This is a genomic window from Brevundimonas sp. PWP3-1b1 (genome assembly GCF_049896065.1).
GTDB classification, from domain to species: Bacteria; Pseudomonadota; Alphaproteobacteria; order Caulobacterales; family Caulobacteraceae; genus Brevundimonas; species Brevundimonas intermedia_B.
The window spans coordinates 335,625-358,854 of sequence record NZ_JAFCTO010000001.1 but is presented as its reverse complement, the minus strand read 5'-3'; the positions used below and the strand labels follow the sequence as shown (position 1 = coordinate 358,854).

Annotated in this window: 23 protein-coding genes; 10 read left to right on the top strand and 13 right to left on the bottom strand. The window is 66.8% G+C overall.

The features are described 5' to 3' along the window. Positions 1 to 77: 77 nt before the first annotated feature. Positions 78 to 851: an IclR family transcriptional regulator gene (locus ACP69V_RS01755; protein ID WP_426022417.1), complete on the bottom strand. Its 774-nt coding sequence runs from the start codon at positions 849 to 851 to the stop codon at positions 78 to 80. 182 nt (positions 852 to 1,033) lie between these two features. On the opposite strand from ACP69V_RS01755, the gene ACP69V_RS01750 reads away from it, so the two are divergent. From ACP69V_RS01750 to ACP69V_RS01740, 3 genes are read left to right on the top strand one after another with little or no spacing between them, the layout of a single operon-like run. Next, positions 1,034 to 2,608, top strand: a complete 1,575-nt coding sequence (locus tag ACP69V_RS01750; protein WP_426022416.1) for a sodium/sugar symporter — start codon at positions 1,034 to 1,036, stop codon at positions 2,606 to 2,608. Further along, a complete protein-coding gene (locus ACP69V_RS01745) occupies positions 2,608 to 3,513 on the top strand; it encodes a 2-dehydro-3-deoxygalactonokinase (RefSeq protein WP_426024019.1) in 906 nt (301 codons plus the stop codon). The genes ACP69V_RS01750 and ACP69V_RS01745 overlap by 1 nt, the downstream gene beginning before the upstream one ends. Then, entirely contained in the window at positions 3,510 to 4,151 is a 642-nt protein-coding gene (locus tag ACP69V_RS01740) for a 2-dehydro-3-deoxy-6-phosphogalactonate aldolase (RefSeq protein WP_426022415.1), read from the top strand. The genes ACP69V_RS01745 and ACP69V_RS01740 overlap by 4 nt, the downstream gene beginning before the upstream one ends. 31 nt (positions 4,152 to 4,182) lie before the next feature. Here ACP69V_RS01740 and ACP69V_RS01735 read toward each other — a convergent pair whose 3' ends face one another. Next, positions 4,183 to 4,638, bottom strand: coding sequence for a DUF3429 domain-containing protein (locus ACP69V_RS01735; protein ID WP_426022414.1), 456 nt, complete (start codon positions 4,636 to 4,638; stop codon positions 4,183 to 4,185). A 107-nt stretch (positions 4,639 to 4,745) separates the two neighbouring features. Between ACP69V_RS01735 and ACP69V_RS01730 the strand changes: the two genes are divergently transcribed. Together ACP69V_RS01730 and ACP69V_RS01725 are read left to right on the top strand one after the other, a co-directional pair. Beyond that, entirely contained in the window at positions 4,746 to 5,099 is a 354-nt protein-coding gene (locus ACP69V_RS01730; protein WP_426022413.1) for a thiol-disulfide oxidoreductase DCC family protein, read from the top strand. Between the two features lie 3 nt (positions 5,100 to 5,102). After that, complete coding sequence (locus tag ACP69V_RS01725; protein WP_426022412.1) at positions 5,103 to 6,641, top strand: cryptochrome/photolyase family protein; 1,539 nt, start codon at positions 5,103 to 5,105, stop codon at positions 6,639 to 6,641. A 3-nt stretch (positions 6,642 to 6,644) separates the two neighbouring features. On the opposite strand, the gene ACP69V_RS01720 is transcribed toward ACP69V_RS01725, so the two are convergent. From ACP69V_RS01720 to ccmA, 6 genes are read right to left on the bottom strand one after another with little or no spacing between them, the layout of a single operon-like run. Continuing rightward, positions 6,645 to 6,908, bottom strand: coding sequence for a hypothetical protein (locus ACP69V_RS01720; RefSeq protein ID WP_426022411.1), 264 nt, complete (start codon positions 6,906 to 6,908; stop codon positions 6,645 to 6,647). 54 nt (positions 6,909 to 6,962) lie between these two features. Continuing rightward, positions 6,963 to 7,535, bottom strand: a complete 573-nt coding sequence (locus ACP69V_RS01715; protein WP_426022410.1) for a DsbE family thiol:disulfide interchange protein — start codon at positions 7,533 to 7,535, stop codon at positions 6,963 to 6,965. After that, positions 7,532 to 7,750: a heme exporter protein CcmD gene (gene ccmD, locus ACP69V_RS01710; RefSeq protein WP_426022409.1), complete on the bottom strand. Its 219-nt coding sequence runs from the start codon at positions 7,748 to 7,750 to the stop codon at positions 7,532 to 7,534. Before ccmD ends, ACP69V_RS01715 begins: the two co-directional genes overlap by 4 nt. 1 nt (position 7,751) lies before the next feature. Further along, positions 7,752 to 8,471: a heme ABC transporter permease gene (locus ACP69V_RS01705; protein WP_426022408.1), complete on the bottom strand. Its 720-nt coding sequence runs from the start codon at positions 8,469 to 8,471 to the stop codon at positions 7,752 to 7,754. A gap of 39 nt (positions 8,472 to 8,510) precedes the next feature. Continuing rightward, positions 8,511 to 9,221, bottom strand: a complete 711-nt coding sequence (gene ccmB, locus ACP69V_RS01700) for a heme exporter protein CcmB (RefSeq protein ID WP_426022407.1) — start codon at positions 9,219 to 9,221, stop codon at positions 8,511 to 8,513. Next, positions 9,218 to 9,841, bottom strand: a complete 624-nt coding sequence (gene ccmA / locus ACP69V_RS01695; protein WP_426022406.1) for a heme ABC exporter ATP-binding protein CcmA — start codon at positions 9,839 to 9,841, stop codon at positions 9,218 to 9,220. The genes ccmB and ccmA overlap by 4 nt, the downstream gene beginning before the upstream one ends. A 209-nt stretch (positions 9,842 to 10,050) precedes the next feature. Between ccmA and acnA the strand changes: the two genes are divergently transcribed. After that, entirely contained in the window at positions 10,051 to 12,777 is a 2,727-nt protein-coding gene (acnA, locus tag ACP69V_RS01690) for an aconitate hydratase AcnA (protein WP_426022405.1), read from the top strand. A 75-nt stretch (positions 12,778 to 12,852) separates the two neighbouring features. On the opposite strand, the gene ACP69V_RS01685 is transcribed toward acnA, so the two are convergent. From ACP69V_RS01685 to ACP69V_RS01675, 3 genes are all read right to left on the bottom strand, one after another. Further along, on the bottom strand, positions 12,853 to 14,226 hold the full coding sequence (locus ACP69V_RS01685; RefSeq protein WP_426022404.1) for an NAD-dependent succinate-semialdehyde dehydrogenase: 1,374 nt from the start codon (positions 14,224 to 14,226) through the stop codon (positions 12,853 to 12,855). A 92-nt stretch (positions 14,227 to 14,318) separates the two neighbouring features. Then, on the bottom strand, positions 14,319 to 14,570 hold the full coding sequence (locus ACP69V_RS01680; protein ID WP_426022403.1) for a hypothetical protein: 252 nt from the start codon (positions 14,568 to 14,570) through the stop codon (positions 14,319 to 14,321). A gap of 63 nt (positions 14,571 to 14,633) precedes the next feature. Then, positions 14,634 to 15,533 carry a hydrogen peroxide-inducible genes activator gene (locus ACP69V_RS01675; protein WP_426022402.1) on the bottom strand — a complete coding sequence of 300 codons (900 nt, stop codon included), beginning with the start codon at positions 15,531 to 15,533 and terminating at the stop codon, positions 14,634 to 14,636. A gap of 141 nt (positions 15,534 to 15,674) precedes the next feature. Here ACP69V_RS01675 and katG point away from each other — a divergent pair, with 141 nt between their 5' ends. Next, positions 15,675 to 17,945, top strand: coding sequence for a catalase/peroxidase HPI (gene katG, locus ACP69V_RS01670; RefSeq protein ID WP_426022401.1), 2,271 nt, complete (start codon positions 15,675 to 15,677; stop codon positions 17,943 to 17,945). A 60-nt stretch (positions 17,946 to 18,005) separates the two neighbouring features. Here katG and ACP69V_RS01665 read toward each other — a convergent pair whose 3' ends face one another. Both ACP69V_RS01665 and ACP69V_RS01660 read right to left on the bottom strand, forming a co-directional pair. Next, positions 18,006 to 18,779 carry a glutaminyl-peptide cyclotransferase gene (locus ACP69V_RS01665; protein ID WP_426022400.1) on the bottom strand — a complete coding sequence of 258 codons (774 nt, stop codon included), beginning with the start codon at positions 18,777 to 18,779 and terminating at the stop codon, positions 18,006 to 18,008. Positions 18,780 to 18,784: 5 nt separating this feature from the next. Then, the gene (locus ACP69V_RS01660) at positions 18,785 to 19,612 is read right to left on the bottom strand and encodes a TerC family protein (protein ID WP_426022399.1); all 828 of its coding nucleotides are present in this window, start codon (positions 19,610 to 19,612) and stop codon (positions 18,785 to 18,787) included. A gap of 520 nt (positions 19,613 to 20,132) precedes the next feature. Here ACP69V_RS01660 and ACP69V_RS01655 point away from each other — a divergent pair. From ACP69V_RS01655 to ACP69V_RS01645, 3 genes are all read left to right on the top strand, one after another. Then, complete coding sequence (locus tag ACP69V_RS01655) at positions 20,133 to 20,687, top strand: F0F1 ATP synthase subunit delta (RefSeq protein WP_426022398.1); 555 nt, start codon at positions 20,133 to 20,135, stop codon at positions 20,685 to 20,687. 72 nt (positions 20,688 to 20,759) lie between these two features. Continuing rightward, positions 20,760 to 22,292, top strand: a complete 1,533-nt coding sequence (gene atpA / locus ACP69V_RS01650; protein WP_135194047.1) for a F0F1 ATP synthase subunit alpha — start codon at positions 20,760 to 20,762, stop codon at positions 22,290 to 22,292. Between the two features lie 34 nt (positions 22,293 to 22,326). After that, entirely contained in the window at positions 22,327 to 23,205 is an 879-nt protein-coding gene (locus ACP69V_RS01645) for a F0F1 ATP synthase subunit gamma (protein ID WP_426022397.1), read from the top strand. Positions 23,206 to 23,230 lie beyond the last annotated feature (25 nt).

Genomic DNA, 23,230 nt, shown 5'->3' with positions numbered 1-23,230 from the left:
GGCGTTCGTCTTTCACAAGTGAAAAACGTTCTCGTCTGCAAAAATGACCAAGCGCGTGGTCGATGTCAACGGGTGCGTCACGCCTGGGAGACCGCCCCCATCTGTTCGGAGATCGAGTCCGCCGTTCGCCTCAGCAGCCTTGCCGTTTCGGCCTTGCTGCACGCGCTTGGCGTCTGTTCGATGAAAGGGGTGATCAGGGTTGCGATAATCCCGTTCGCGCCCCGGATGGGAGCGACCAGGTCGGTGACGCCCTTCACGAAATCGCTGACCCGTTCGACATAATCCTGATGGGTCGCTTCCAGCGCCAGGGCGACAAAGGCGTCGACCCGTTCCGCTCCGAAACCGGCGACCAGAACGTCGCGGAGGTGACTTCGGGTCTGCGCGTCGGCCCATCCGTAGAAGGCCAGGCCTGATGTCGCATCAAGGATGCACCGTCGATAGCCGATACGCACCGAATACCCCAGGTCGCCGGGGCTCTCGATTCGGGCGATGACGACGATCTGGTCTTCGGACGGCACCACCAGATGACAGGATTGGATGGTGGCGAAGGCCAGTTCCCGCATCGCCGGCATGGCGACGTCCACGAGCGATTTGATCGGCGACTGGGTCATGCCCAGGGTGAACAGGCGGTTGGTCAGGCGATAGCCGTCCGACGACTGTTCGATATAGCCTCGGAACTCCAGCACCTGGATCATTCGGAACAGTTCGCTGACCGAACGTCCAAGGGTGATCGACATTTGCGACGGCGTCATCGCGTCGCCCTGCGCCGACAGCAACTCCAGGATATCCAGGCCCTTTTCGAGCGCGGGCGCGCGATATTTTCGGTCCTCAGCCTGATCCTGGTCGGTCATGATAGGTCCACTATTGAAACACGCCGGTCCTAGGCGAACGCCGGTTCAGGGTCGAGTTATAGTCGCGTATTGCTGCGGGTAAAATCGTTCGGCACATATAAAATATCGTTGCGATGCGTCGGTGCGTCACCTACGATTTTGCCACGAGCCCGAAAACGGGCCGGGACCCGGGAGGCTGCACCATGACGCTTGCAGGCATCGATCTCGCCATCTTGGCGATCTACGCCGTCTTCATCTTCGGCCTCGCTCAGTGGGTGTCGCGCGGAAAAGGCGGCGAGAAGAAGACGTCCACCGACTATTTCCTGGCCTCGAAGGACCTGCCGTGGTGGGCCATAGGCGCCTCGCTGATCGCGGCCAACATCTCAGCCGAACAGATTATCGGCATGAGCGGTTCTGGCTATGTCATCGGCCTCGGCATCGCCTCCTATGAGTGGATGGCCGCCCTGACGCTGTTGATCGTGGGCAAGTATTTTCTGCCGATTTTCCTGCGCAACGAAATCGTCACCATGCCGCAGTTCCTGCAGCAACGGTATGGCCCGACCATCCGCAACGTCATGGCCGTGTTCTGGCTGCTGCTCTACGTCTTCGTCAATGTGACCTCGATCCTGTGGCTCGGTTCGATCGCCGTCACCACCGTCACCGGCCTCGACCAGAACTACGCCATCATCGCAATCGGCGTCTTCGCCCTGGCGTACCAGCTATGGGGCGGGCTCAAGGCCGTCGCCCTGACCGACATCGTTCAGGTCGCCCTTCTGGTCGCCGGCGGATTGATCATCGGTTTCATCGCCCTGTCGAACATCGGGGACGGCGCAGGCCCGATCGCAGGCTTCACCACCCTGATGACCGAGTTTCCCGAGAAGTTCGACATGATCCTGTCGAAAGACAATCCCCACTACCAGGAACTACCGGGCATCGCCGTATTGCTGGGCGGTCTTTGGGTGATGAACATCAGCTATTGGGGCTTCAACCAGTATATTATCCAGCGCGCCCTGGCCGCCCGCTCGATCGGGGAAGCGCAGAAGGGCATCGCCTTCGCCGCCTATCTCAAGCTCTTGATGCCGGTCATCATCGTGCTGCCGGGCCTGGCGGCGCTGGTCATCGCCCCCGGCCTGGCCAAGCCCGACCAAGCCTATCCGACGATGATGAACCTGCTGCCCGTGGGTCTCAAAGGTCTTGTGTTCGCGGCCCTGATCGCGGCCATCGTCGCCTCGCTGGCGTCCAAGGTGAATTCGATCTCGACCATCTTCACGCTGGACCTCTACGCCAAGGCTCGCAAAGGCATGAGCGAGCAGCACCTGGTTCTGGTCGGACGCCTCGCCGCCGTCGGCGCCATGGTGATCGGCATCCTGGTCGCCCGGCCTCTGCTCGGCGGCTTCAGCCAGGCCTTCCAGTTCATCCAGGACTTCACCGGCTTCTTCACGCCTTCGATCGTGGTGATCTTCATCCTCGGCCTGTTCTGGAAGCGGGCGTCGGAAGCCGGCGCCCTGACGGCCGCCCTGGGCGGCGTGGCGCTGTCGGGCTTGCTCTTCTGGCTCGACAAGGCCGACGTGTTCACCCTCCCTTTCATGAACCGCGTGGGACTGGTGTTCGTCGTCTCGCTGATCGCCGCGATCGTCGTGTCGCTGCTGGTTCCGCCCAAGCCCGGCACCATGCAGATCCGTCTTGACGGCGTCAGCTACAAGACCTCGATCGGGTTCAACATCGCGGCGGTCGGCGTGATCGTGTTCCTCATCGCCGTCTACACGATCTGGTGGTGATGGATTCGGCTGCGCCAGGACGGGTCGCCCTCATCGGGGTCGACTGGGGAACGAGCAATCTTCGCGTAATGCGGATCGGCGCCGACGGCGCCGCACGCGACAGTCGAAGCGACCCGCGGGGGGCGGGACAGCTCCAGCCTCAAGAGTTTTCCGGTGTGTTGCGCGATGTCGCGGGAGACTGGCTCGACGACGGTCATCCCATCGTGGTGTGCGGCATGGCGGGGGCGCGGGGGCGATGGCGCGAAACGGAGTATGTCGCCTGCTCCGCCGGGCTCGACGACTTGGCCGGGGCGTTCGTACGTCCTGAGCCGGCGCTGGACGTCGCGATCGTGCCGGGCGTGGCTGTCGTCGATGAGCGGGGACTGGTCGATGTCATGCGGGGCGAAGAGACCCAGGCCATGGGGATGTTCGACGCCGGTCAGGACGGTCTCATCGTCGCCCCTGGAACCCACAGCAAATGGGTGTCGGTGACGAATGGGCGGATCGCCGATTTCCGGACCTTCGTAACGGGCGAACTGTTCGCCGCCGTCCGCCAAGCGACAGTGATCGGCGCCGGATTGGGCGAAGGCGATCAGGACGACGCCGCCTTTCTGGAGGGCGTCCGACGAAGTCTGAGCGATACCGCGATCACCGCCGCCTTGTTTTCGTTGCGCGCGCGACGGCTGTCCGGTCGGCTGCAGGACGACGCCGCCGCCGACTATCTGTCCGGTCTGCTGATCGGGGCCGAACTGGCGGCGCAGGCGACCGTCGCGCGGGACGCGCGTCTGAGAATCGTGGGCGCGCCTGGTCTTTCTGCCCGCTACCGCCTGGCGATGGAGGCGGCAGGCTTCACCAACATGGTCGTGGCGGATGGCCAAGCCGCCACGGCGCTCGGCCTTTGGCGTATATGGAGCGCATCCCAATGACCAACGCCGTCCTGTCCGAACTCGACACGCTTCCACTCGTCGCCATTCTGCGGGGGCTTAGACCCGACGAAGCCGTGGAGGTGGGCGAAGCCATCGTCGCCGCCGGCTTCCGTTGCCTTGAAGTGCCGCTCAATTCTCCCGATCCGCTGGTCAGCATCCGCAAGCTGCGCGATGCCCTGGACGGTCGCGCCGTCGTGGGGGCGGGCACGGTCCTGACGCGCGATGCTGTCCACGCCATCGCCGACGCCGGCAGCCAACTGGTGATCTCGCCCAACACCGATACGGACGTCATTCGGGCGGCCAAGGCGGCCGGCCTGGTCTCGATGCCCGGCTTCTACACGCCGTCGGAAGCCTTCGCGGCCCTGGCGGCGGGCGCCGATGTGCTGAAACTCTTTCCGGCAGAGCTCGCCGGCCCCCCGGGTCTGCGCGCCGTTCGCGCCGTCCTGCCGCCTGTCACGCGGGTCTACGCCGTGGGCGGCGCCAATCCGGCTTCGATGCAGGCCTGGTGCGACGCCGGGGCGTCGGGCTTCGGCATCGGCGCATCCCTATACAAGCCGGGAACAACACCCACGGAAGCGGAAAGTGCGGCGCGCGCATTCGTCAGCGCCTGGTCGGCGATCTCCACCGACAAACCGTGATCGCATAGCTGGGCGCCGCTAGGAGCGCCTTTCAGATCAGGCCGGCCGCCAGCGTCAGAAGGCCAAGTCCCAGCGAAAGAGGGATGCGCAAAGCCAGCCATCCTTCGGGTGTCAGTCCTGCGGCCTTGAGGCGTAGATCGGCCAGCAGGCTGAAGGCGATAAGGCCGCCCAGGGCGACCAGGGACAGGCTGAGATCGGCCGGGCGGTTCACCAGGGGCAAGGCGCAAGCCAGAGCGATCAGGGACGGCGCGACCGCAACGATCCAGACCCAGCGCGGCGCTGGGCCGTCCGCCGCCGCGCCCAGTCCCCACCAGACCCCGCCCAGGAAGCTGAAGATCAAGGCGGCGTAGACATAGGCCAGGCCGAGCGCGGCGGACCGAAGATCAGGTCCGCCTAAGACGACCACCGCGACCGCCGCCGCCTGGGGCAGGAGGCCCGCGAAACCCAGGACACGGGCGATCGGCGGCAATCGACGTCGGTCGGTCATTTCAACATCCATCGGACACCTGTCGGGGCTGCGTGCAATCCAGACTACAGAAGACGCCCGTATATCATGGCGACCATGCGCCACGTCCACGAAAGCCCTCGGTATCGATGACCCAACTGCTTGTCTGGTATGATGGAGGCTGTCCCCTGTGTCGTCGCGAGATCGCGTTGATGCGTCGGCTGGATCGCCGGGGCGCGATCCGGTTCGTCGATGTGGACAAGGGCGACGCGACTTGTCCCATCGACCGCGACGCCCTGCTCGCCCGGTTCCACGCCAGCGAGGATGGGCGGCTGCTGTCCGGCGCTGCGGCCTTTGCGGCCATGTGGCGGGCCATACCTTTGCTGCGGCCCATAGGGCTGGCGGCGCGTGTTCCGGTGGTTCTTGCGGCGTTGGAAGGCGCGTATCGGCTCTTTCTTCGCGTGCGTCCGCGTCTTCAGTCTCTGGCGCGCAAATGGGGATGACGCATGTCGGTGCTTAGGCTGGTGCTGGGCGATCAGCTGTCCGACGACCTGTCGGCGCTGGAGGGGCTGGACCATGGAGCCGACACTGTCCTGATGGCCGAGGTCCGGGACGAGGCGACCTATGTCCGGCATCACAAGCAGAAGCTCGCCCTGGTGTTCGCCGCCATGCGGAACCATGCCGAGCGGTTGAAGGCGCGGGGCGTGCGGGTGCGCTATGTGCGGATCGACGATCCTGAGAACAGCGGCTCGATCACCGGCGAACTGGGCCGGGCGCTGGAGGGCGGCAGTTACGACCGGGTGGTGCTGACGGAATGCGGCGAGTGGCGGCTGTCCGAGCATCTGGCGGCCTTCGCCGAGGGTGCGGACTTGCCTGTCGAAATCCGCGAGGATCGCCGCTTCATCAGCTCGCACGACCGCTTCCGACGCTGGGCCTCGGGCAAGTCGCAGCTGCGGATGGAGTTCTTCTATCGCGAGATGCGGCGCGAGACGGGCATCCTGGTGGACGGCGCCCAGCCGGAGGGCGGGCGCTGGAACTATGACGCCGAGAACCGAAAGAAGTTGGCGAAGGGCGTGACGCCGCCGGGTCGGCTGCGCATCCCGCCCAACGCCGTGGCGCACGAGGCGATGGCGGATGTGGAGCGGCTGTTTGGCGACCATTTCGGATCGTTGGACGGGTTCGGCTGGGCGACGACGGCGGACGAGGCGGAAACGACGCTGGCGCAATTCCTGAGCGATGTCCTGCCGTCGTTCGGGGACGGGCAGGATGCGATGGCTGAGAACCAGCCGTGGATGTGGCACGGGCTGATCTCGACCTCGATCAATCTGGGCCTGCTGGACCCGCTGGACGTCTGTCGCCGGGCCGAGGCGGCCTATCGCGCAGGACGCGCGCCGCTGAACGCGGTGGAGGGGTTCATTCGCCAGATCCTGGGGTGGCGCGAGTTCGTGCGGGGAATCTATTGGCTGAAGGCGCCGGAATATCGGGTGCGAAACTTCCTGGACGCGGACCGCAAACTGCCCTGGTTCTACTGGTCCGGCGAGACCGACATGGCCTGCGTCGCCGATGTGGTGAAGACGACGCGCGACAACGCCTATGCCCATCACATCCAGCGGCTGATGGTGACGGGAAATCTCGCCCTGCTGCTGGGCGTGCATCCCGACGCGGTCGACGACTGGTATATGTGCGTCTACGCCGACGCCTATGAGTGGGTGGAGATGCCCAACACGCGGGGCATGGCCCTGTTCGCGGATGGCGGGATCGTGGGGTCGAAGCCCTATGCGGCGTCGGGGGCCTATATCGACCGGATGAGCGACTACTGCGGGGCCTGTCGCTATGATGTGAAGAGCAAGAGCGGCGATGCGGCCTGCCCGTTCAACCGGCTGTACTGGGGCTTTCTGGAGCGCAACCGGCCTCGGCTGAGGGACAATGTGCGGCTGGCCATGCCCTACAAGACGCTGGACGGGTTCGGCGAAACAAAGCGGGCGGCGCTGGCGGCGGAAGCCGAGGCGTGTCGGACGCTGCTGGGCGCGACGCCGCTGGACTGAGCGTCAGACCCGGATGTCGAGGTAGGAGCCGGGGCGCATGATTCGGGGCTCTTCACGTTCAGGCGCCATGGCGGGGGCTTCTGCGGGTCGGGCCGGGTTGGTCGTGCGGATCGAGGACATGACGGCGGCGGCCGGCGCGGGCGCCTTGGGAGCGGCCGCCTGATCCATGGCGGCGCGGAAGAAGGCCGCCTGGGCGTTGCGCGCGCTGGGCAGATCGAGGCCCTGGGCGGGCAGGTTCAGCGGCAGGCCGGTGCGAATCGCGCTCATGCCGGTATGGTTAATGGAAACCCTCGAAAAAGGGTTAACGGCTTTTAGGGGCGATCATTGAGGGCGCGGGGCCGGGCTGGGTGCTGAACGGGGCGGGGCCTGCATGGAGGCGACCAGCCGCTCGATGTCGGCGTCGTCCAGCAGGGGGCCGGACTGTTTGGCGGTGATCCGGCCCATGGCGTCGACGGCGAAGGTCTCGGGCACGCCGGAGATGCCAAGGTCGAGGCCGGCGCGGCCCTCGCGGTCCACCAGAACCATCGAATAGGAGTCGCCCAGCTCGTCCAGGAAGGCGCGGGTCGCGACCGGCTCGTCCTTGTAGGCGATGCCGACGACGGCGACGCCGCGCGCCTTCAGCGCCAGCAGCTTGGGGTGTTCGATCCGGCACGGCGCGCACCATGAGGCGAAGACATTGACCAGCATGGGCCGACCGACGCCGGCGGTCTTGAGGTCGAGGTTGCCTGGCCCGGCTTCGTCGCCGGACAGCATCGGCAGGACGGTCTCGGGAATGGTCTGGCCGACCAGGGCGTCAGGCTTGAAGGCGGGATCGCGCTTCAGCGACCAGCCGACGAACAGGGCCGCCAGCGCCGCGAGGACGGCCAGCGGGAGGAGGGCCAGCCAGCGGTTCATTTTTGTTGTCCTATCGCGCCTTGCGCTGCTTGAGGACGGCTGGAGTACGCTGCTTCCGGAGGTGTGCCGTGGTCTGCCTCAAGCCGTGCCAGTTCTCGTTTCCATTTGCGCGAGGCGATGACGGCGCGGGCGGTCAGGGCGGTCAGGACCAGGGCGCTGACGGCCCAGGCGGGCCAGACGAAGGCGGCGTAGGGGGTCATGTCTAGGTCGAGCATTCTACGCCTCCTGGGCTTGGCGGGCGCGCAGGGTCATGACGCGGCGGCGGCGGATCTCGGTGCGTATGGCGGTCAGCCAAAGCGCCGCGAACAGCACCCCATAGGCCGCAAGCATGGTCAGGAAGGGCGGCAGATAGACCGGGTCCAGACCCGACGATCCGGGGGTGAGGAAACTGGCGGGCTGATGCAGGGTGTTCCACCAGTCGACCGAGAACTTGACGATCGGCAGGTTGATCAGGCCGACCAGACCCAGGACGGCGGCGGCGCGCCCGGCCTTCTGCTCGTCGTCGATCGAGGCCCGCAGCGCCATATAGCCGAGGTAGAAGAGAAACAGCACCAGCACGCTGGTCAGGCGCGCATCCCACACCCACCAGGTCCCCCACATCGGCTGGCCCCACAGCGAGCCGGTGAACAGGGCCAGGGCCGTGAAGGCGGCGCCGGGCAGGGCGGCGGCGCGGGCGGCGGCGTCGGCCAACGCATGGCGAAACACGAGCGCGAAGAAGCTGGACACGCCCAGGGCCGCATAGGCGCCCAGGCCCCAGACGGCGGCGGGCACATGGACGAACATGATCCGAACCGTGTCGCCCTGCTGATAATCGGCCGGGACGGAGAAGCTGAGCCAACTTCCGACGCCCAGCAGCACGGCGGCGAGGCCCCACAGAACGGGCGTCAACGGGCCGGTGAAGGCCATGAAGCGCTGCGGATTGGACAGGCCGAACATCGGTTCAGCGCTTACGCGGCGAAGGGGCGACGGGCAAGCTCACCCTTGCGCGTTCCGAACGGCGGCCGCCCCGGCGAAGGGGGCGATGACGGCGGCGAAGAGGACGTAGGCGCAAAGCAGGGCCAGGGCCGGACCGACAGGCTGGCTGGATGCGGCGCGTTCCAGAGCGCCGGCGCCGAAGACCACGGGCGGGATGAACAGCGGCAGGACGACCACGGCGATCAGCAGGCCGCCGCGTTTGGCCCCCAGCGCGAGAGCCGCGCCCAGCGCCCCGGTGAAGGCGAAGCCCGCGCCGCCGATCAGGGCCGTCAGGGCGACGAGCGGCGTCAGCGACGCCGGCAGCCCCAGGGCCAGGGCGGCGACGGGCGCGGTCAGGGCGAGCGGCAGGCCGACGGCGATCCACTGGGCCAGGGCCTTGATCAGCACGACCTGCTCCAGCGACAGATGGCCGAGCGCCAGCAGGTCCAGGCCCCCGTCCTCCATGTCCCGCTCGAACAGCCGCTCCAGCGACAGCAGGGACGCCAGGGCCAGGGCCAGCCAGGCGACGCCGCCCGCGACCGGGCCGAGCGTGCGCGGGTCGCCGCCGGCCGCCAACGGCAGGATGGCGGTGAGACAGGCGAAAAAGCCGCAGGCCAGCAGCGGCCCGCCGCCCCCGCCCCAGGCCAGATCCAGCTCGCGTTCCAGCAGGACGCGGGTGGCGCCCCGCAAGCCGGGCGGGCGCGGTTCCTGATCGAGATTGCGGCGGCTCATTTCAGGCTCCCCAGGTCGAGAGCGCGGGTCGGCAGGGGCAGGGAGTCGTGGACGGCGGCGACGATCAGGCCGTCGGCGTCGAGATGGCGCTTCATCTGTTCGGCGAAGGCCTCGCGCCAGCGGGCGTCCAGCGGGGCCATCGGCTCGTCCAGCAGCCACAGGGCGCGCGGCGACCCGACCAGCCGCCCCATGGCCAGGCGGCGGCGCTGACCGGCGGAGAGACGCCGGACTTCCAGATCCAGCAGGGGCTTCAGGCCGAAGGCCTCGACGGCGTGATCGAGGCCGTACTGGGTGTGGCCCAGCCAGTCGCACTGAAAGCCCAATTCCTCGCGCGCCGTGCGGCCGCCCTTCAGCCCGTCCAGATGGCCCAGGAAATGGGTTTCGCGGCCGCGCGCCTGCCGCTCGTCCAGCGGATTGCCGTCGCCGTCCTGGAAACCGACCGTGCCCGCATCGGGGCGAAGCAGGCCGGCGATGGTGCGCAGCAGGCTGGTCTTGCCCGCGCCGTTGGCGCCCGTCAGGGCCAGGACCTCGCCGGCGCGCAGGGTCAGGTCGAGACCGTGGAACAGCCTCCGCTCGCCGCGCGAGACGGTCAGGTCGGAGAGGGTGAGGGTGTGGATCATCTACGCCCCGCCACGTTCGCGGAATCTGCGAACCCTTCTCAATGTCCCTGTCGAGGGTGTGGACACATGGACGGTCGGGTCCCGTGGAGCTATAGGCACGGTCGCCGCAGCAGGCTTTCGCCGCGCGCGCAGGGGCCCTGTGAGCCGCTGCGTCTGTCGCGCGAAGGCGCAACCGGATTGTCGGGCGGCGCTGACCAGAGGAAGACTCCATGCCGTCGAACGACAGCTTCAAGACCCGCCAGGACCTTTCCGTCGGGCGTAAGAAATACGCCTATTACAGCCTTCCCGCCGCCGAGGAAGCCGGTCTGACCGGGATTTCCCGTCTGCCGCGCTCGATGAAGGTGCTGCTGGAGAACCTGCTGCGCAACGAGGACGGCGTGTCCGTCACCGAAGCCGACCTGCGCGCCGTCGCCGCCTGGGTCGAGAACAAGGGCTCTGTCGAGCACGAGATCGCCTTCCGCCCGGCCCGCGTCCTGATGCAGGACTTCACCGGCGTTCCCGCCGTGGTCGACCTGGCCGCCATGCGCGACGCGATGAGCGCCCTGGGCGCCGACGCCGCCAAGATCAACCCGCTGGTGCCGGTCGATCTGGTCATCGACCACTCGGTCATGGTCGACAACTTCGGCACGTCCAAGGCTTTCGGCCAGAACGTCGAGCGCGAATACGAACGCAACATCGAGCGCTACAACTTCCTGCGCTGGGGCTCGTCGGCCTTCAACAACTTCCGCGTCGTGCCCCCCGGCACCGGCATTTGCCACCAGGTGAACCTGGAGAACCTGGCCCAGACCGTCTGGACGCTGGACGAAGGCAAGAAGACCGTCGCCTATCCCGACACCGTCGTCGGCACCGACAGCCACACCACCATGATCAACGGTCTGGCCGTCCTGGGCTGGGGCGTCGGCGGCATTGAGGCCGAGGCGGCCATGCTGGGCCAGCCGATCCCGATGCTGATCCCCGAAGTCATCGGCTTCAAACTGACCGGCGCCATGCCGGAAGGCACGACGGCCACCGACCTGGTGCTGACCGTCACCCAGATGCTGCGCAAGAAGGGCGTGGTCGGCAAGTTCGTCGAGTTCTTCGGCGACGCCCTGCCGAACATGACCATTGAGGACCAGGCGACCATCGCCAACATGGCCCCGGAATACGGCGCCACCTGCGGCTTCTTCCCCGTCTCGGCCGCCACCATCGGCTATCTGACCGCCACGGGCCGCGACAAGGCGCGCGTCGCCCTGGTCGAAGCCTACGCCAAGGCTCAAGGCCTGTGGATCGACGAAACCTCGGAAGACCCGGTCTTCACCGACGTGCTGGAACTGGACATCTCGACCGTCGTGCCGTCGCTGGCCGGTCCGAAACGTCCGCAGGACCGTGTTGAACTGACCACCGCCGCCCCGGCCTTCGAAACCGCCCTGGCTGAGGTCTTCAGCCGCCCGAACGACGCCGAGCGCGTGTCCGTTGACGGCCAGAAGTTCACCGTCGGCGACGGCGACGTGGTCATCGCGGCTATCACCTCGTGCACCAACACCTCCAACCCGTCGGTCCTGATCGCCGCCGGCCTGGTGGCGCGCAAGGCCAATGCGCTGGGCCTGAAGGCCAAGCCGTGGGTCAAGACCTCGCTGGCTCCCGGATCGCAGGTGGTCACCGACTATCTGACCGACGCGGGCCTGCAAAAGGACCTGGACGCCCTGGGCTTCAACCTGGTCGGCTATGGCTGCACCACCTGCATCGGCAACTCGGGTCCGCTGGACCCGGCGATCTCCAAGGCGATCAACGACAACGCCCTGGTCGCCACCTCGGTCCTGTCGGGCAACCGCAACTTCGAAGGTCGCGTGAACCCGGACGTTCAGGCCAACTACCTGGCCTCGCCGCCGCTGGTCGTGGCCTACGCCATCGCCGGCTCGATGCGGATCGACATCACCAAGGATCCGATCGGCCAGGACAAGAAGGGCAATGACGTCTTCCTGAAGGACGTCTGGCCGACCTCGCAAGAGATCGCCGACATCCAGAAGAAGTCGGTCACCCCGGCCATGTTCGCCAAACGCTACAAGGACGTCTTCAAGGGCGACAAGCACTGGCAGGCGATCAAGGTCACGGGCGGTCAGACCTATGAGTGGGACGACGCCTCCACCTACGTCGCCAACCCGCCCTATTTCGAAGGCCTGTCGATGGACCTGACCCCGGTCCAGGACATCGTCGAGGCCCGCGTCCTGGCCATCTTCGGCGACTCGATCACCACCGACCACATCAGCCCGGCCGGTTCGATCAAGAAGACCTCGCCCGCCGGCGTCTATCTGACCCAACACGGCGTCGAGGCGGCCGAGTTCAACAGCTACGGCGCCCGTCGCGGCAACCACGAAGTCATGATGCGCGGCACCTTCGCCAATATCCGCATCAAGAACCGGATCACGCCCGAGATCGAGGGCGGCGTGACCAAACACTTCCCGTCGAACGACACCATGTCGATCTATGACGCCGCCATGCGTTACCAGTCGGAAGGCCGGCCGCTGGTCGTCTTCGCCGGAAAGGAATACGGCACCGGCTCGTCGCGCGACTGGGCGGCCAAGGGCACGCGTCTGTTGGGCGTTCGCGCCGTCATCGCCGAAAGCTTCGAGCGCATCCACCGTTCGAACCTGGTCGGCATGGGCGTGGTGCCGCTGCAGTTCAAGCAGGACGGCTGGCTGAAGCTGGGCCTGACGGGCGAAGAGATCGTCACGATCCGCGGCCTGTCGGACGCCAACATCGGCAAGCTGAAGCCTCGCCAGGACCTGTGGGTCGAGCTGTTCCGCCCGTCGGACGGCAAGATGGCCCGCTTCCCCGTGCGTTGCCGCATCGATAACCAGACCGAGCTGGATTACCTGCTGGCCGGCGGCGTCATGCCCTACGTGCTGCGCAACCTGGCCCGCGGCCCGGAAACCGAAGCGCCGATCGCCGCCGAATAGGCAGCGGTTCGCTGAAACGAAAAGAGGGCCGGCGGAGCGATCCGCCGGCCCTTTTGCTTGTCCGAATGTGCGGCGTCAGTCGGCGCTGACGACCACCAGCTTGCGGTTGACGAACTCCTTGATGCCGACATCACCCAGCTCGCGGCCGAAGCCCGAGCGCTTGATCCCGCCGAACGGCAGTTCGGGCATGGAGGTCGTGGTGGTGTTGATGAAGACCATGCCGGTCTCGATCCGCGACGCCAGCTTGCGGGCGCGCGCCGTGTCGCCCGAGAAGATCGACCCGCCCAGGCCGAAGCGGGAATCATTGGCCAGGGCCACGACCGCATCGTCGTCCTCGACCACGAAGACCTGGGCCACGGGGCCGAAGAACTCCTGATAGAAGGCCGGGTTTTCGCGCGCCACGTCGGTCAGGACGGTGGGTTCGTAGAAGAAGCCGGTGCGGTCGGCGGGCTTGCCGCCGATCACCGCCTTGGCGCCGTGCTGGACCGCCTCCTCGACCTGTTGGGTCAATGTCTTCAGCGCGTCCTCGGACGACAGCGGACCCAGCACCGTGGCCTCGTCCAGCGGGTCGCCCATGACGGCGCTCTTCATCCCCTCGACGAAGCCGCTGGTGAAGGCGTCGGCGACCGACTTCTGGACGATGAAACGCTTGGAGCCGGTGCAGACCTGACCGGCGTTGGACAGCCGCCCCTCGACGCCCGCCGCGATCGCCTTCTCCATATCGGCGTCGTCCAGCACGACGAAGACGTCGCTGCCGCCCAGTTCCAGCGTGGACTTCTTCAGCATTTCCGACGCGCGGGCCGAGACCTTGGCGCCGGCGCCCTCCGACCCGGTCAGGGCCACGCCCTGGATGCGGTCGTCGCCGATCAGTTCGGCGACCTTGTCCGAGGATATGTAGAGGTTGGTGACGCAGCCCTCGGGCGCGCCGGCTTCACGCACCAGTTCGGCGAAACGGGCGGCGCAGCGCGGCACGATACCGGCGTGCTTGTAGAGCACTGGATTGCCCACCGCGATGGCGGGGGCGATGACGCGGATCAGCTGATAGATGGGGAAGTTCCACGGCTCGACCGCCAGAAGCACGCCGACGGGATGGAACTCGACCCAGGCCTCGCCCAGCTCGCTGTCGATCTTCTGGGGTTTGAGGAAGTCGGCGGCCTTTTCGGCATAGTAGGCGGCGATGCCGGCGCACAGGTCGATCTCGCCCTGCCCCTGGGCCAGCGGCTTGCCCATCTCCTCGGCGATAGTGCGGGCCAGGCTGTCGCGGTTCTCGGTCAGCAGGGTCGACAGCGACTTCAGCACGGCCAGACGGGGCTGGATGTCGCCCTGGGACCAGTCGGAACGGAAGACGGCGTCGGCCTTGGCCAGGGCGGCCTCGACGGCGTCGTCCGAGTGTTCGGGGTATTCCTGAAGCGTCTGTTCGGTGAACGGATTGAGGGTGCGATAGGCCATGCGGCGTCCTGAAGCTTCGGTCGGACGCCCGGGGCGGCGCCGATCCGTTGTCAGAAAGTCAACGCCTGCTGGGCAGGGCGGTTGCCCTGCTTTTAATCCGCGTCGCTGAATGGCGGCGGCAGCTGGCCGGACTTGAAGATGATCGTCGGCTCCTCGTCATAGTCGCCCATTTCGGTGTCGGCCGAGACGGCGAAGGCGACGACGCCCAGGCGTAAGGGGGCCAGGCACTCGGCCTTGCGGCGCGCCTCCTCGGCGTCCTTGCAGCCGACCTGCTGTTCGGCGCGGAGGGCCTTGCCTCTGCCCTGGACATAGGCCTGGACGATGTAGACGGTTTCGGTTGCCATGCGCTTCCCAAGCGGCCTGTTCGGCGCTCAGGTCAACAGGGCCAGTCCAGTTTCAGTCCAGCTTCAATCTAGTTTCAGGGCCTCGGCCAGCAGCCGGGCCTCGGCGGCGCGGCTGGAGCCGGCGCGCCAGGCGACGACGATCTCGCGATGGGGCGGCGCGCCGTCGGCCTGGTTCTCGAAGGCGCGGATGGCGACCGACGGGTTGTCGGCCAGACCCGCCTGGACCGCCATCTTCGGCAGGAAGGAGACGCCCAGGCCCGAACCGACCATCTGGACCAGGGTGTGCAGGCTGGTGGCGGCGAAGACGTCGTCGCCGCGCGGCGCTTCGATGTCGAGCGCCGCCAGGGCGTGGTCGCGCAGGCAATGGCCATCCTCCAGCAGGATCAGATCCTCGGCTCTCAGCGAGCCGGGGCGGATGGGCCCAGGCGCGGCCAGGGCGTGGTCATGGGGGGCGGCGGCCATGATCTCGTCGTCGCCGATGCGGGCGTGTTCGATGCCTGGCGCGTCGTAAGGCAGGGCGATGACGGCGGCGTCGATCTGGCCCGCCTTCAGGGCCGCGATCAGGCGTGGCGTCAGGTCCTCGCGGATGTAGAGCTTCAGGCTGGGATAGGCGGCCTTCAGCGACGGAAGCTTGGCGGGCAGCAGGAAGGGGGCGACGGTGGGGATGACGCCCAGGCGGAAACGGCCGGACAGCAGGCGGCCGGCGTTCTTGGCCGCCTCGACCAGATCCTCGGTGCGGGCCAGCACGTCCTCGGCCCGGCGCACGGCCTCGACCCCGACGGCGGTCATGATGACGGCGCCGCGCGCCCGCTCCACCACGGGTGCGCCGAGGATACGCTCCAGCTCCTGCACCCCGGCGCTGAGGGCCGGCTGGCTGACGTGGGCGGCCTCGGCGGCGCGCGAGAAGCTGCCGTGGTCGGCGAGAAGCTTGAGATACTGAAGCTGTCGAAGGGTTGGAAGCATGGCTGCAAGATAGGATGAACCTATGCTGACGCCAAGGACAATCGATTGGCTTTATGTGTTTGACCCGTGTCGAATGACCCCGTCATCTACACGGCTATCGAGACCCGGCCCAAGCCGCGCAAACCAGCAGGGAAGATTATCATGTCCAGTGAAGCCAAATGCCCCGTTTCCGGGCGGACGACGGAGTCGGTCGCGGGCGGCGGCGTGCAGAACCGCGACTGGTGGCCGGGCCAACTGAGGACCGACCTGCTGAACCAGCATTCGTCGAAGTCCGACCCGCTGGGCGAGGGGTTCAGCTACCGCGAGGCCTTCGCCAAGCTGGACTATGAGGCGCTGAAGGCGGACCTGCGCGCGCTGATGACGGATTCGCAGGACTGGTGGCCGGCGGACTTCGGTCACTATGGGCCGCAGTTCATCCGCATGGCCTGGCACAGCGCCGGCACCTATCGCGTCGGCGATGGGCGCGGCGGCGGCGGGCGCGGTCAGCAGCGGTTCGCGCCGCTGAACTCCTGGCCCGACAACGTCAATATCGACAAGTCGCGGCGCCTGTTGTGGCCGATCAAGCAGAAATACGGCCAGGCCATCTCCTGGGCCGACCTGCTGATCCTGACCGGAAACGTGGCGCTGGAGACGATGGGCTTCCGCACCTTCGGGTTCGCGGGCGGCCGCGAAGACGTCTGGGAGCCGGATCAGGACGTCTATTGGGGGCGCGAGACCACCTGGCTGGGTGGCGACGAACGCTACGCCCACGGCTCGCACGGGGTGGTGAAGCCGGGCGACGAGGCCGTGCTGGTCAGCGATGACGACGCGGACGGCGACGAGCATTCGCGCGATCTGGAGAACCCGCTGGCGGCGGTGCAGATGGGTCTGATCTACGTCAATCCGGAAGGGCCGGACGGCAATCCCGACCCGATCGCCTCCGCCCGGGACATCCGCGACACCTTCGGACGGATGGCGATGAACGACGAGGAGACCGTCGCCCTGATCGCCGGGGGCCACACCTTCGGCAAGACCCACGGCGCCGGCCCGGCCGACCACGTCGGGGCCGAGCCCGAGGCCGACGGTCTTGAGGCGCAAGGGTTGGGCTGGGCCTCCAGCTTCCGTTCCGGCAAGGCCGGGGACGCGATCACCAGCGGGCTGGAAGTGACCTGGACCCAGACCCCGGCCCAGTGGAGCAACTTCTTCTTCGAGAACCTGTTCGGCTTCGAATGGGAGCTGGAGAAGTCCCCGGCGGGCGCGCACCAGTGGGTGGCCAAGGACGCGGGGGAGATCATTCCCGACGCCCATGATCCGTCCAGGAAGCGTCGTCCGACCATGCTGACGACCGACCTGGCGCTGCGGTTCGACCCGGAATACGAAAAGATCTCGCGCCGCTTCCTGAACAATCCGCAGGCCTTCGCCGACGCCTTTGCGCGGGCCTGGTTCAAGCTGACGCACCGCGACCTGGGGCCGCGCTCGCGCTACGTCGGGCCGGAAGTCCCGCGCGAAGTGTTGATCTGGCAGGATCCCGTGCCGGAGGTCGATCACCCGCTGATCGATGCGACGGATGCGGCGGTCCTGAAAGCCAAGGTGCTGGATTCGGGCCTGAGCGCGTCGGAACTGGTCGGCACGGCCTGGGCCTCGGCCTCGACCTTCCGGGGCGGGGACAAGCGGGGCGGGGCGAACGGCGCCCGCATCCGCCTGGCGCCGCAAAAGGACTGGGCCGCCAACCAGCCGGAACAGCTGGACCGGGTGTTGAAGACGCTGGAGCGTATCCAGTTCGAGTTCAACCAGGGCCAGGCGGGCGGCAAGAAAGTCTCGATGGCCGATCTGATCGTGCTGGCGGGCAATGCGGGCGTCGAGCAGGCGGCCGAGGCGGCGGGCCACGAGACCAGCGTGCCCTTCACGCCGGGTCGGACGGACGCCAGCCAGGCGCAGACGGACGTCGAATCCTTCTCCTATCTGGAGCCGGTCGCCGATGGGTTCCGCAACTTCCAGAAGGCCCGCTATGCGGTTCCGGCCGAGGCCCTGCTGATCGACCAGGCGCAGCGGCTGACGCTGACCGCGCCCGAGATGACGGTGCTGATCGGCGGCTTGCGCGCCATCAACATCAATACCGGCGGGGCGACGCACGGCGTGCTGACGGATCGGCCCGGCGTCCTGTCCAACGACGTCTTCGTCAATCTGCTGGACATGGACGTGAAGTGGACGGCGACCTCGGACGCCCAGGACGTGTTCGAAGGGCGCGACCGTCGCACGGGCGAACCGAAATGGACGGGCACCCGCGTCGATCTGGTGTTCGGCTCCAACGCGGTTCTGCGCGCCCTGGCCGAGGTCTATGCCGGGGCGGATGCGCAAGGAAAGTTCGTGTCGGACTTCGTGGCGGCCTGGGCCAAGGTGACCGAACTGGACCGGTTCGACCTGCACGGTTGAGCCTGAGCCAGAACTGAAAGCAAAGGGCCGGACGCCGTCGCGTCCGGCCCTTTCGCTGTCCTAGCGCAGCTTGATCTCGAACAGTTGCGGCCAGCGTTTGCCGGTGACGAACAGCCGCTTGCCGGCGGCGTCCCAGGCAATTCCGTTCAGGACGTCGTCATTGGGGTCCAAGCCGGCGTCCTTGGGGACCAGGGCGGTCAGGTCGATGAAGGCCTTCACCACGCCGGTCTCGGGGTCGATGCGGGCGATGCGGTTGTCCTGCCACAGGTTGGCGAAGACTTCGCCGTCGATCCACTCCAGCTCGTTGATCTGACCCAGCGGCTTGCCGTCGGCGGTGACGGAGACGCGGCCGGTCTCTGCGAGAGTCTCCGGATCGAGGAAGCGCAGCTGGTCGGTGCCGTCGCTCATGATCAGGCGGCGGCCGTCGGTGGTCAGGGCCCAGCCCTCGCCCGGATAGGAGAAGCCGCCCAGGGGCGAGAAGTCGTCCAGATTCCAGATGAAGCCGATGTGGTTGCGCCAGGTCAGGCTGTAGAGCTTTCCGTTCAGCGTGGTCATGCCCTCGCCGAAATAGATGGTCGGCAGGTCGCGCCGGCGCACCACCTCGCCCGTCTCCAGCCGCACCTGACGGATGGAAGAGGGGTATTGGCCCGTGCTCTCATACAGGGCGCCCTCGTGAAACAAGAGGCCTTGGGTGAAGGCTGTCCGGTCGTGCGGATAGGCGCGCACCACCTCATAGGCCTGAACCGGGACTTCCGCCCGGACCGGAAGGACACCGCCCGTCGCCAGGATCAGGCCGGCGATCAGACCGGCGAGACGCGACGACAGGCGGTTCATGAGCCTCAGCCGTGCTCGGCGGCGGCTTCGGCCTCGGCCTTCTGGGCGCGGACCTCGGCGGCGTTCGCGTCGCTGCGGGCCTGTTCGGCCATTTCCTTCTTGGTGGCGCCGCGACGCCCCATCATGTTCAGGGCCTCGACCCCGGCCGAGAAGGCCATGGCGGCGTAGATGTAGCCCTTGGGCACATGATAGCCGAAGCCGTCGGCGATCAACACCATGCCGATCATCAAGAGGAAGCCGAGCGCCAGCATGACCACGCTGGGGTTCTTGTTGATGAAGTTGGCCAGGGGATCGGCGGCCAGCAGCATGACGGTCACGGCGACCAGGACGGCGACGACCATGATCGGCAGGTGCTCGGTCATGCCGACGGCGGTCAGGATCGAGTCGATCGAGAAGACGATGTCCAGCAGGATGATCTGGAAGATCGCGGCGCCCGCGTTCATGATCATCACGTCCTTCTTGTCCATCACGTCATGGCTGGGCGTGGGATCGACGGTGTGGTGGATTTCCTTGGTCGCCTTCCAGACCAGGAACAGGCCGCCCGCGATCAGGATCAGATCCTTCCACGAGAACTCGTTGCCCATGACGGTGAAGACGGGCTGAACCAGGCCGACCAGCCAGGCGATGATCGACAGCAGGGCCAGGCGCATGATCAGGGCCAGGCCGATGCCGAGGCGACGGACCTTCTGACGCTGGTGCTCGGGCAGCTTGTTCGAGAGGATGGAGATGAAGATCAGGTTGTCGATACCAAGCACGACCTCCATCACGATGAGGGTCACCAATGCGGCCCAGGCGGCCGGATCGGAGAGCAGAGGGGTTATGCTGTCGAGCATTGGGGTTCCTGGTGGAAAATAAAGCTTGAGCGGAAAGCGCTAGGGCCGCCGCGAGTTCCGATCAAGCGACAGGGTGCGGCGTCATGGTCGCACCCCCAGTCAGTCTGCGACGGAAAACGGGCGTGCGGAAGCGCCTTCGCGGCGTTTCGCTGCGAAGTTTTCTCCCTCCCCTTCATGGGGAGGGGCGGCGAAGCGAAGCGCCGCCGGGGTGGGGGCGTGTGAAGCGATGCGCCCGTTCTTACGGCCCCACCCGGATCGCTGTGCGATCGTCCCTCCCCATGAAGGGGAGGGAGAGGCGTCTGTGAGGCTTTGAGAGTTCCTCCATTGTCCCCTGCGGCATCGACGCGCCTTCACGCAATGTTGCGAGCGGCGAAACCCCGTGCTATCAGGCGCCCGGCTTGAAGGGGGCGTATTCACGGATACGGCCTCTGTCGTGCTTTCCGTAAGCATTTCAAGCTTTTGACCGTTGCGAGCCTCGCGTCGGTCGCGACCCTGACACAACGACCTCGGACCCTAATCAGTGGCTGATGATTTCAGAACGACGGAAGTCGGCGATCGCTACGCACAGGCGCTGTTTGACCTGGCGCTGGAAACCGGCCGCCTGGACGCCGTGCGCGCCGATCTGAAGTCGCTGAAGGCGGCCTGGATCGAGAGCGCCGACCTGCGTCGCCTGGCCGCCTCGCCCGTCATCTCCGCCGACGATCAGGCCAAGGGTCTGGTCGCCATCGCCGCCAAGGCGAAGTTCGAACAGACCACGTCCAACTTCCTGGGTCTGCTGGCCCAGAACCATCGCGCCAAGGATCTGCCGGGCGTGATCGCCGGCTTCGAGGCGCGTTACGCCAAACACGCCGGCGTCGTCGCCGCCGAGGTCGTCTCGGCCCAGCCGCTGGACGCCAAACAGGTCGCCGCCATCACCGCCGCCCTGTCCAACAGCCTGGGCAAGGCGCCGGAACTGACCGCGCGCGTCGATCCGTCGATCCTGGGCGGCCTGAAGATCAAGGTCGGCTCGAAACTGTTCGACGCCTCGCTGAAGACCAAACTCGACCAGATGAAGTTCGCCCTCAAGCGGGCGTAAGCCCGACCCGACCACCAGAATGTCGCGCCTGAACGGCGCAACCGCATAAGACTGAAGAACAGAGAGCCCGTCATGGACATCCGCGCCGCTGAAATTTCGGCCATCCTCAAGTCGCAGATCGCCAACTTCGGCGTCGAAGCCGACGTTTCCGACGTCGGCAGCGTGCTGTCGGTCGGCGACGGCATCGCCCGCATCCACGGTCTGGACAATGTCCAGGCCGGCGAAATGGTCGAGTTCACCAAGGCCGGCGTCAAGGGCATGGCCCTGAACCTGGAACGCGACAACGTGGGCGCCGTGATCTTCGGCGCGGACGCCCAGATCGCCGAGGGCGACGACGTGCGCCGCCTGGGCGAGATCGTGGACGTGCCGGTCGGCCGGGGCCTGCTGGGCCGCGTCGTCAACCCGCTGGGCGAGCCGATCGACGGCAAGGGCCCGATCGAGTTCACCGAGCGTCGCCGCGTGGACGTCAAGGCGCCGGGCATCATCCCGCGCAAGTCGGTTCACGAGCCGATGCAGACCGGCCTGAAGGCCATCGACACCCTGATCCCCGTCGGCCGCGGCCAGCGCGAGCTGATCATCGGCGACCGTCAGGTCGGCAAGACGGCCGTCGCCGTCGACACCATCCTGAACCAGAAGAACGTCAACAAGACCGACGACGAGAGCGCCAAGCTCTACTGCATCTACGTCGCCATCGGCCAGAAGCGCTCGACCGTCGCCCAGATCGTCAAGACCCTCGAAGAGGCCGGCGCGCTGGAATACACCATCGTCGTCGCCGCCACGGCGTCCGAGCCGGCCCCGCTGCAGTTCCTGGCGCCCTTCGCCGGCACCGCCATGGGCGAGTTCTTCCGCGACAACGGCATGCACGCCCTGATCGTCTATGACGACCTGTCGAAACAGGCTGTTGCGTATCGCCAGATGTCCCTGCTGCTGCGCCGCCCGCCGGGCCGCGAAGCCTATCCGGGCGACGTCTTCTATCTGCACTCGCGCCTGCTGGAGCGTTCGGCCAAGCTGAACGAAGACTATGGCTCGGGCTCGCTGACGGCCCTGCCGATCATCGAAACCCAGGCCAATGACGTCTCGGCCTACATCCCGACCAACGTGATCTCGATCACCGACGGCCAAATCTTCCTGGAATCGGACCTGTTCTATCAAGGCATCCGTCCGGCCGTGAACGTCGGCATCTCGGTGTCGCGCGTCGGCTCCTCGGCCCAGACCAAGGCGATGAAGAAGGTCGCCGGCACCATCAAGGGCGAGCTGGCCCAGTATCGCGAGATGGCCGCCTTCGCCAAGTTCGGCTCGGACCTGGACGCCTCGACCCAGAAGCTGCTGGCGCGCGGCGCCCGCCTGACCGAGCTGCTGAAGCAGCCCCAGTATTCGCCGCTGGCGATGGAAGAACAGGTCGTCTCGGTCTACGCCGGCACGCGCGGCTATATCGACGGCATCGCCGTGGGCGACGTCGGCCGGTTCGAGAAGGAACTGCTGGCGCGCATCCATGCGAACCACGCCAGCCTGCTGGAAGGCATCCGCACCAAGAAGGACCTGACCTCGGACCTCGAAGCCGAGCTGAAGGACATCCTGGCCGCCTTCGTCAAGACCTTCGCCTGAACCCCGCCGGTAGTTAGAGGAAGAGCAACGCCGGATGGCCAGCCTCAAGGAAATGCGCAATCGGATCGGAAGCGTCAAAGCGACGCAGAAGATCACGAAGGCCATGCAGATGGTCGCCGCGGCCAAGCTGAAACGCGCCCAGGATCAGGCCGAGAGCGCCCGACCCTATGCCCAGAAGATGGCCTCGGTCATCGCCAACCTGGCCGCCGGCGTCTCGGGCGCCGACGCGCCCAAGCTGCTGGCCGGCACGGGTCAGGACCAGCGTCACCTGATCGTGGTGGCGACGGCGGACAAGGGTCTGGCCGGCGGTTTCTCGACCAACGTCATCCGCGCCGCACGCGAGCGGATCAACAGCCTGGTCAACGCCGGCAAGGATGTGAAGATCATCGCGGTCGGCAAGAAGTCGCGCGACCAGCTGACGCGTCTGTACGGTGACAAGGTGATCCACACCTTCGAACTGAGCGAGCACAAGACCATCGGCCTGCCTTCGGCCCAGCCGGTCGCCGAGATGATCGCCACGGCGTTCGAGGACGGTCAGGCCGACGTGGTCACCCTGTTCTACAGCCAGTTCAAGTCGGTGATCCAGCAGGTCCCGACCGGCAAGCAGCTGATCCCGGCCGTGGTCGAGGGCGACGCCCAGCCCATCGACCTGAACGGCGCGGTCTATGACTACGAGCCGTCGGAAGAGGAAATCCTCGAGACCCTGCTGCCCCGCAACCTGACGACCCAGATCCTGGCCGCTCTGTACGAGAACCAGGCGGGCTTCTTCGGGTCGCAGATGGCGGCGATGGACAACGCCACGCGCAACGCCGGCGACCTCATCAACGCTCTGACGCTGCAATACAACCGCAAGCGCCAAGCCCAGATCACCACCGAACTGATCGAGATCATCGCCGGCGCCGAAGCCCTCTGATCCCGACCGAACAGACATTCCGATA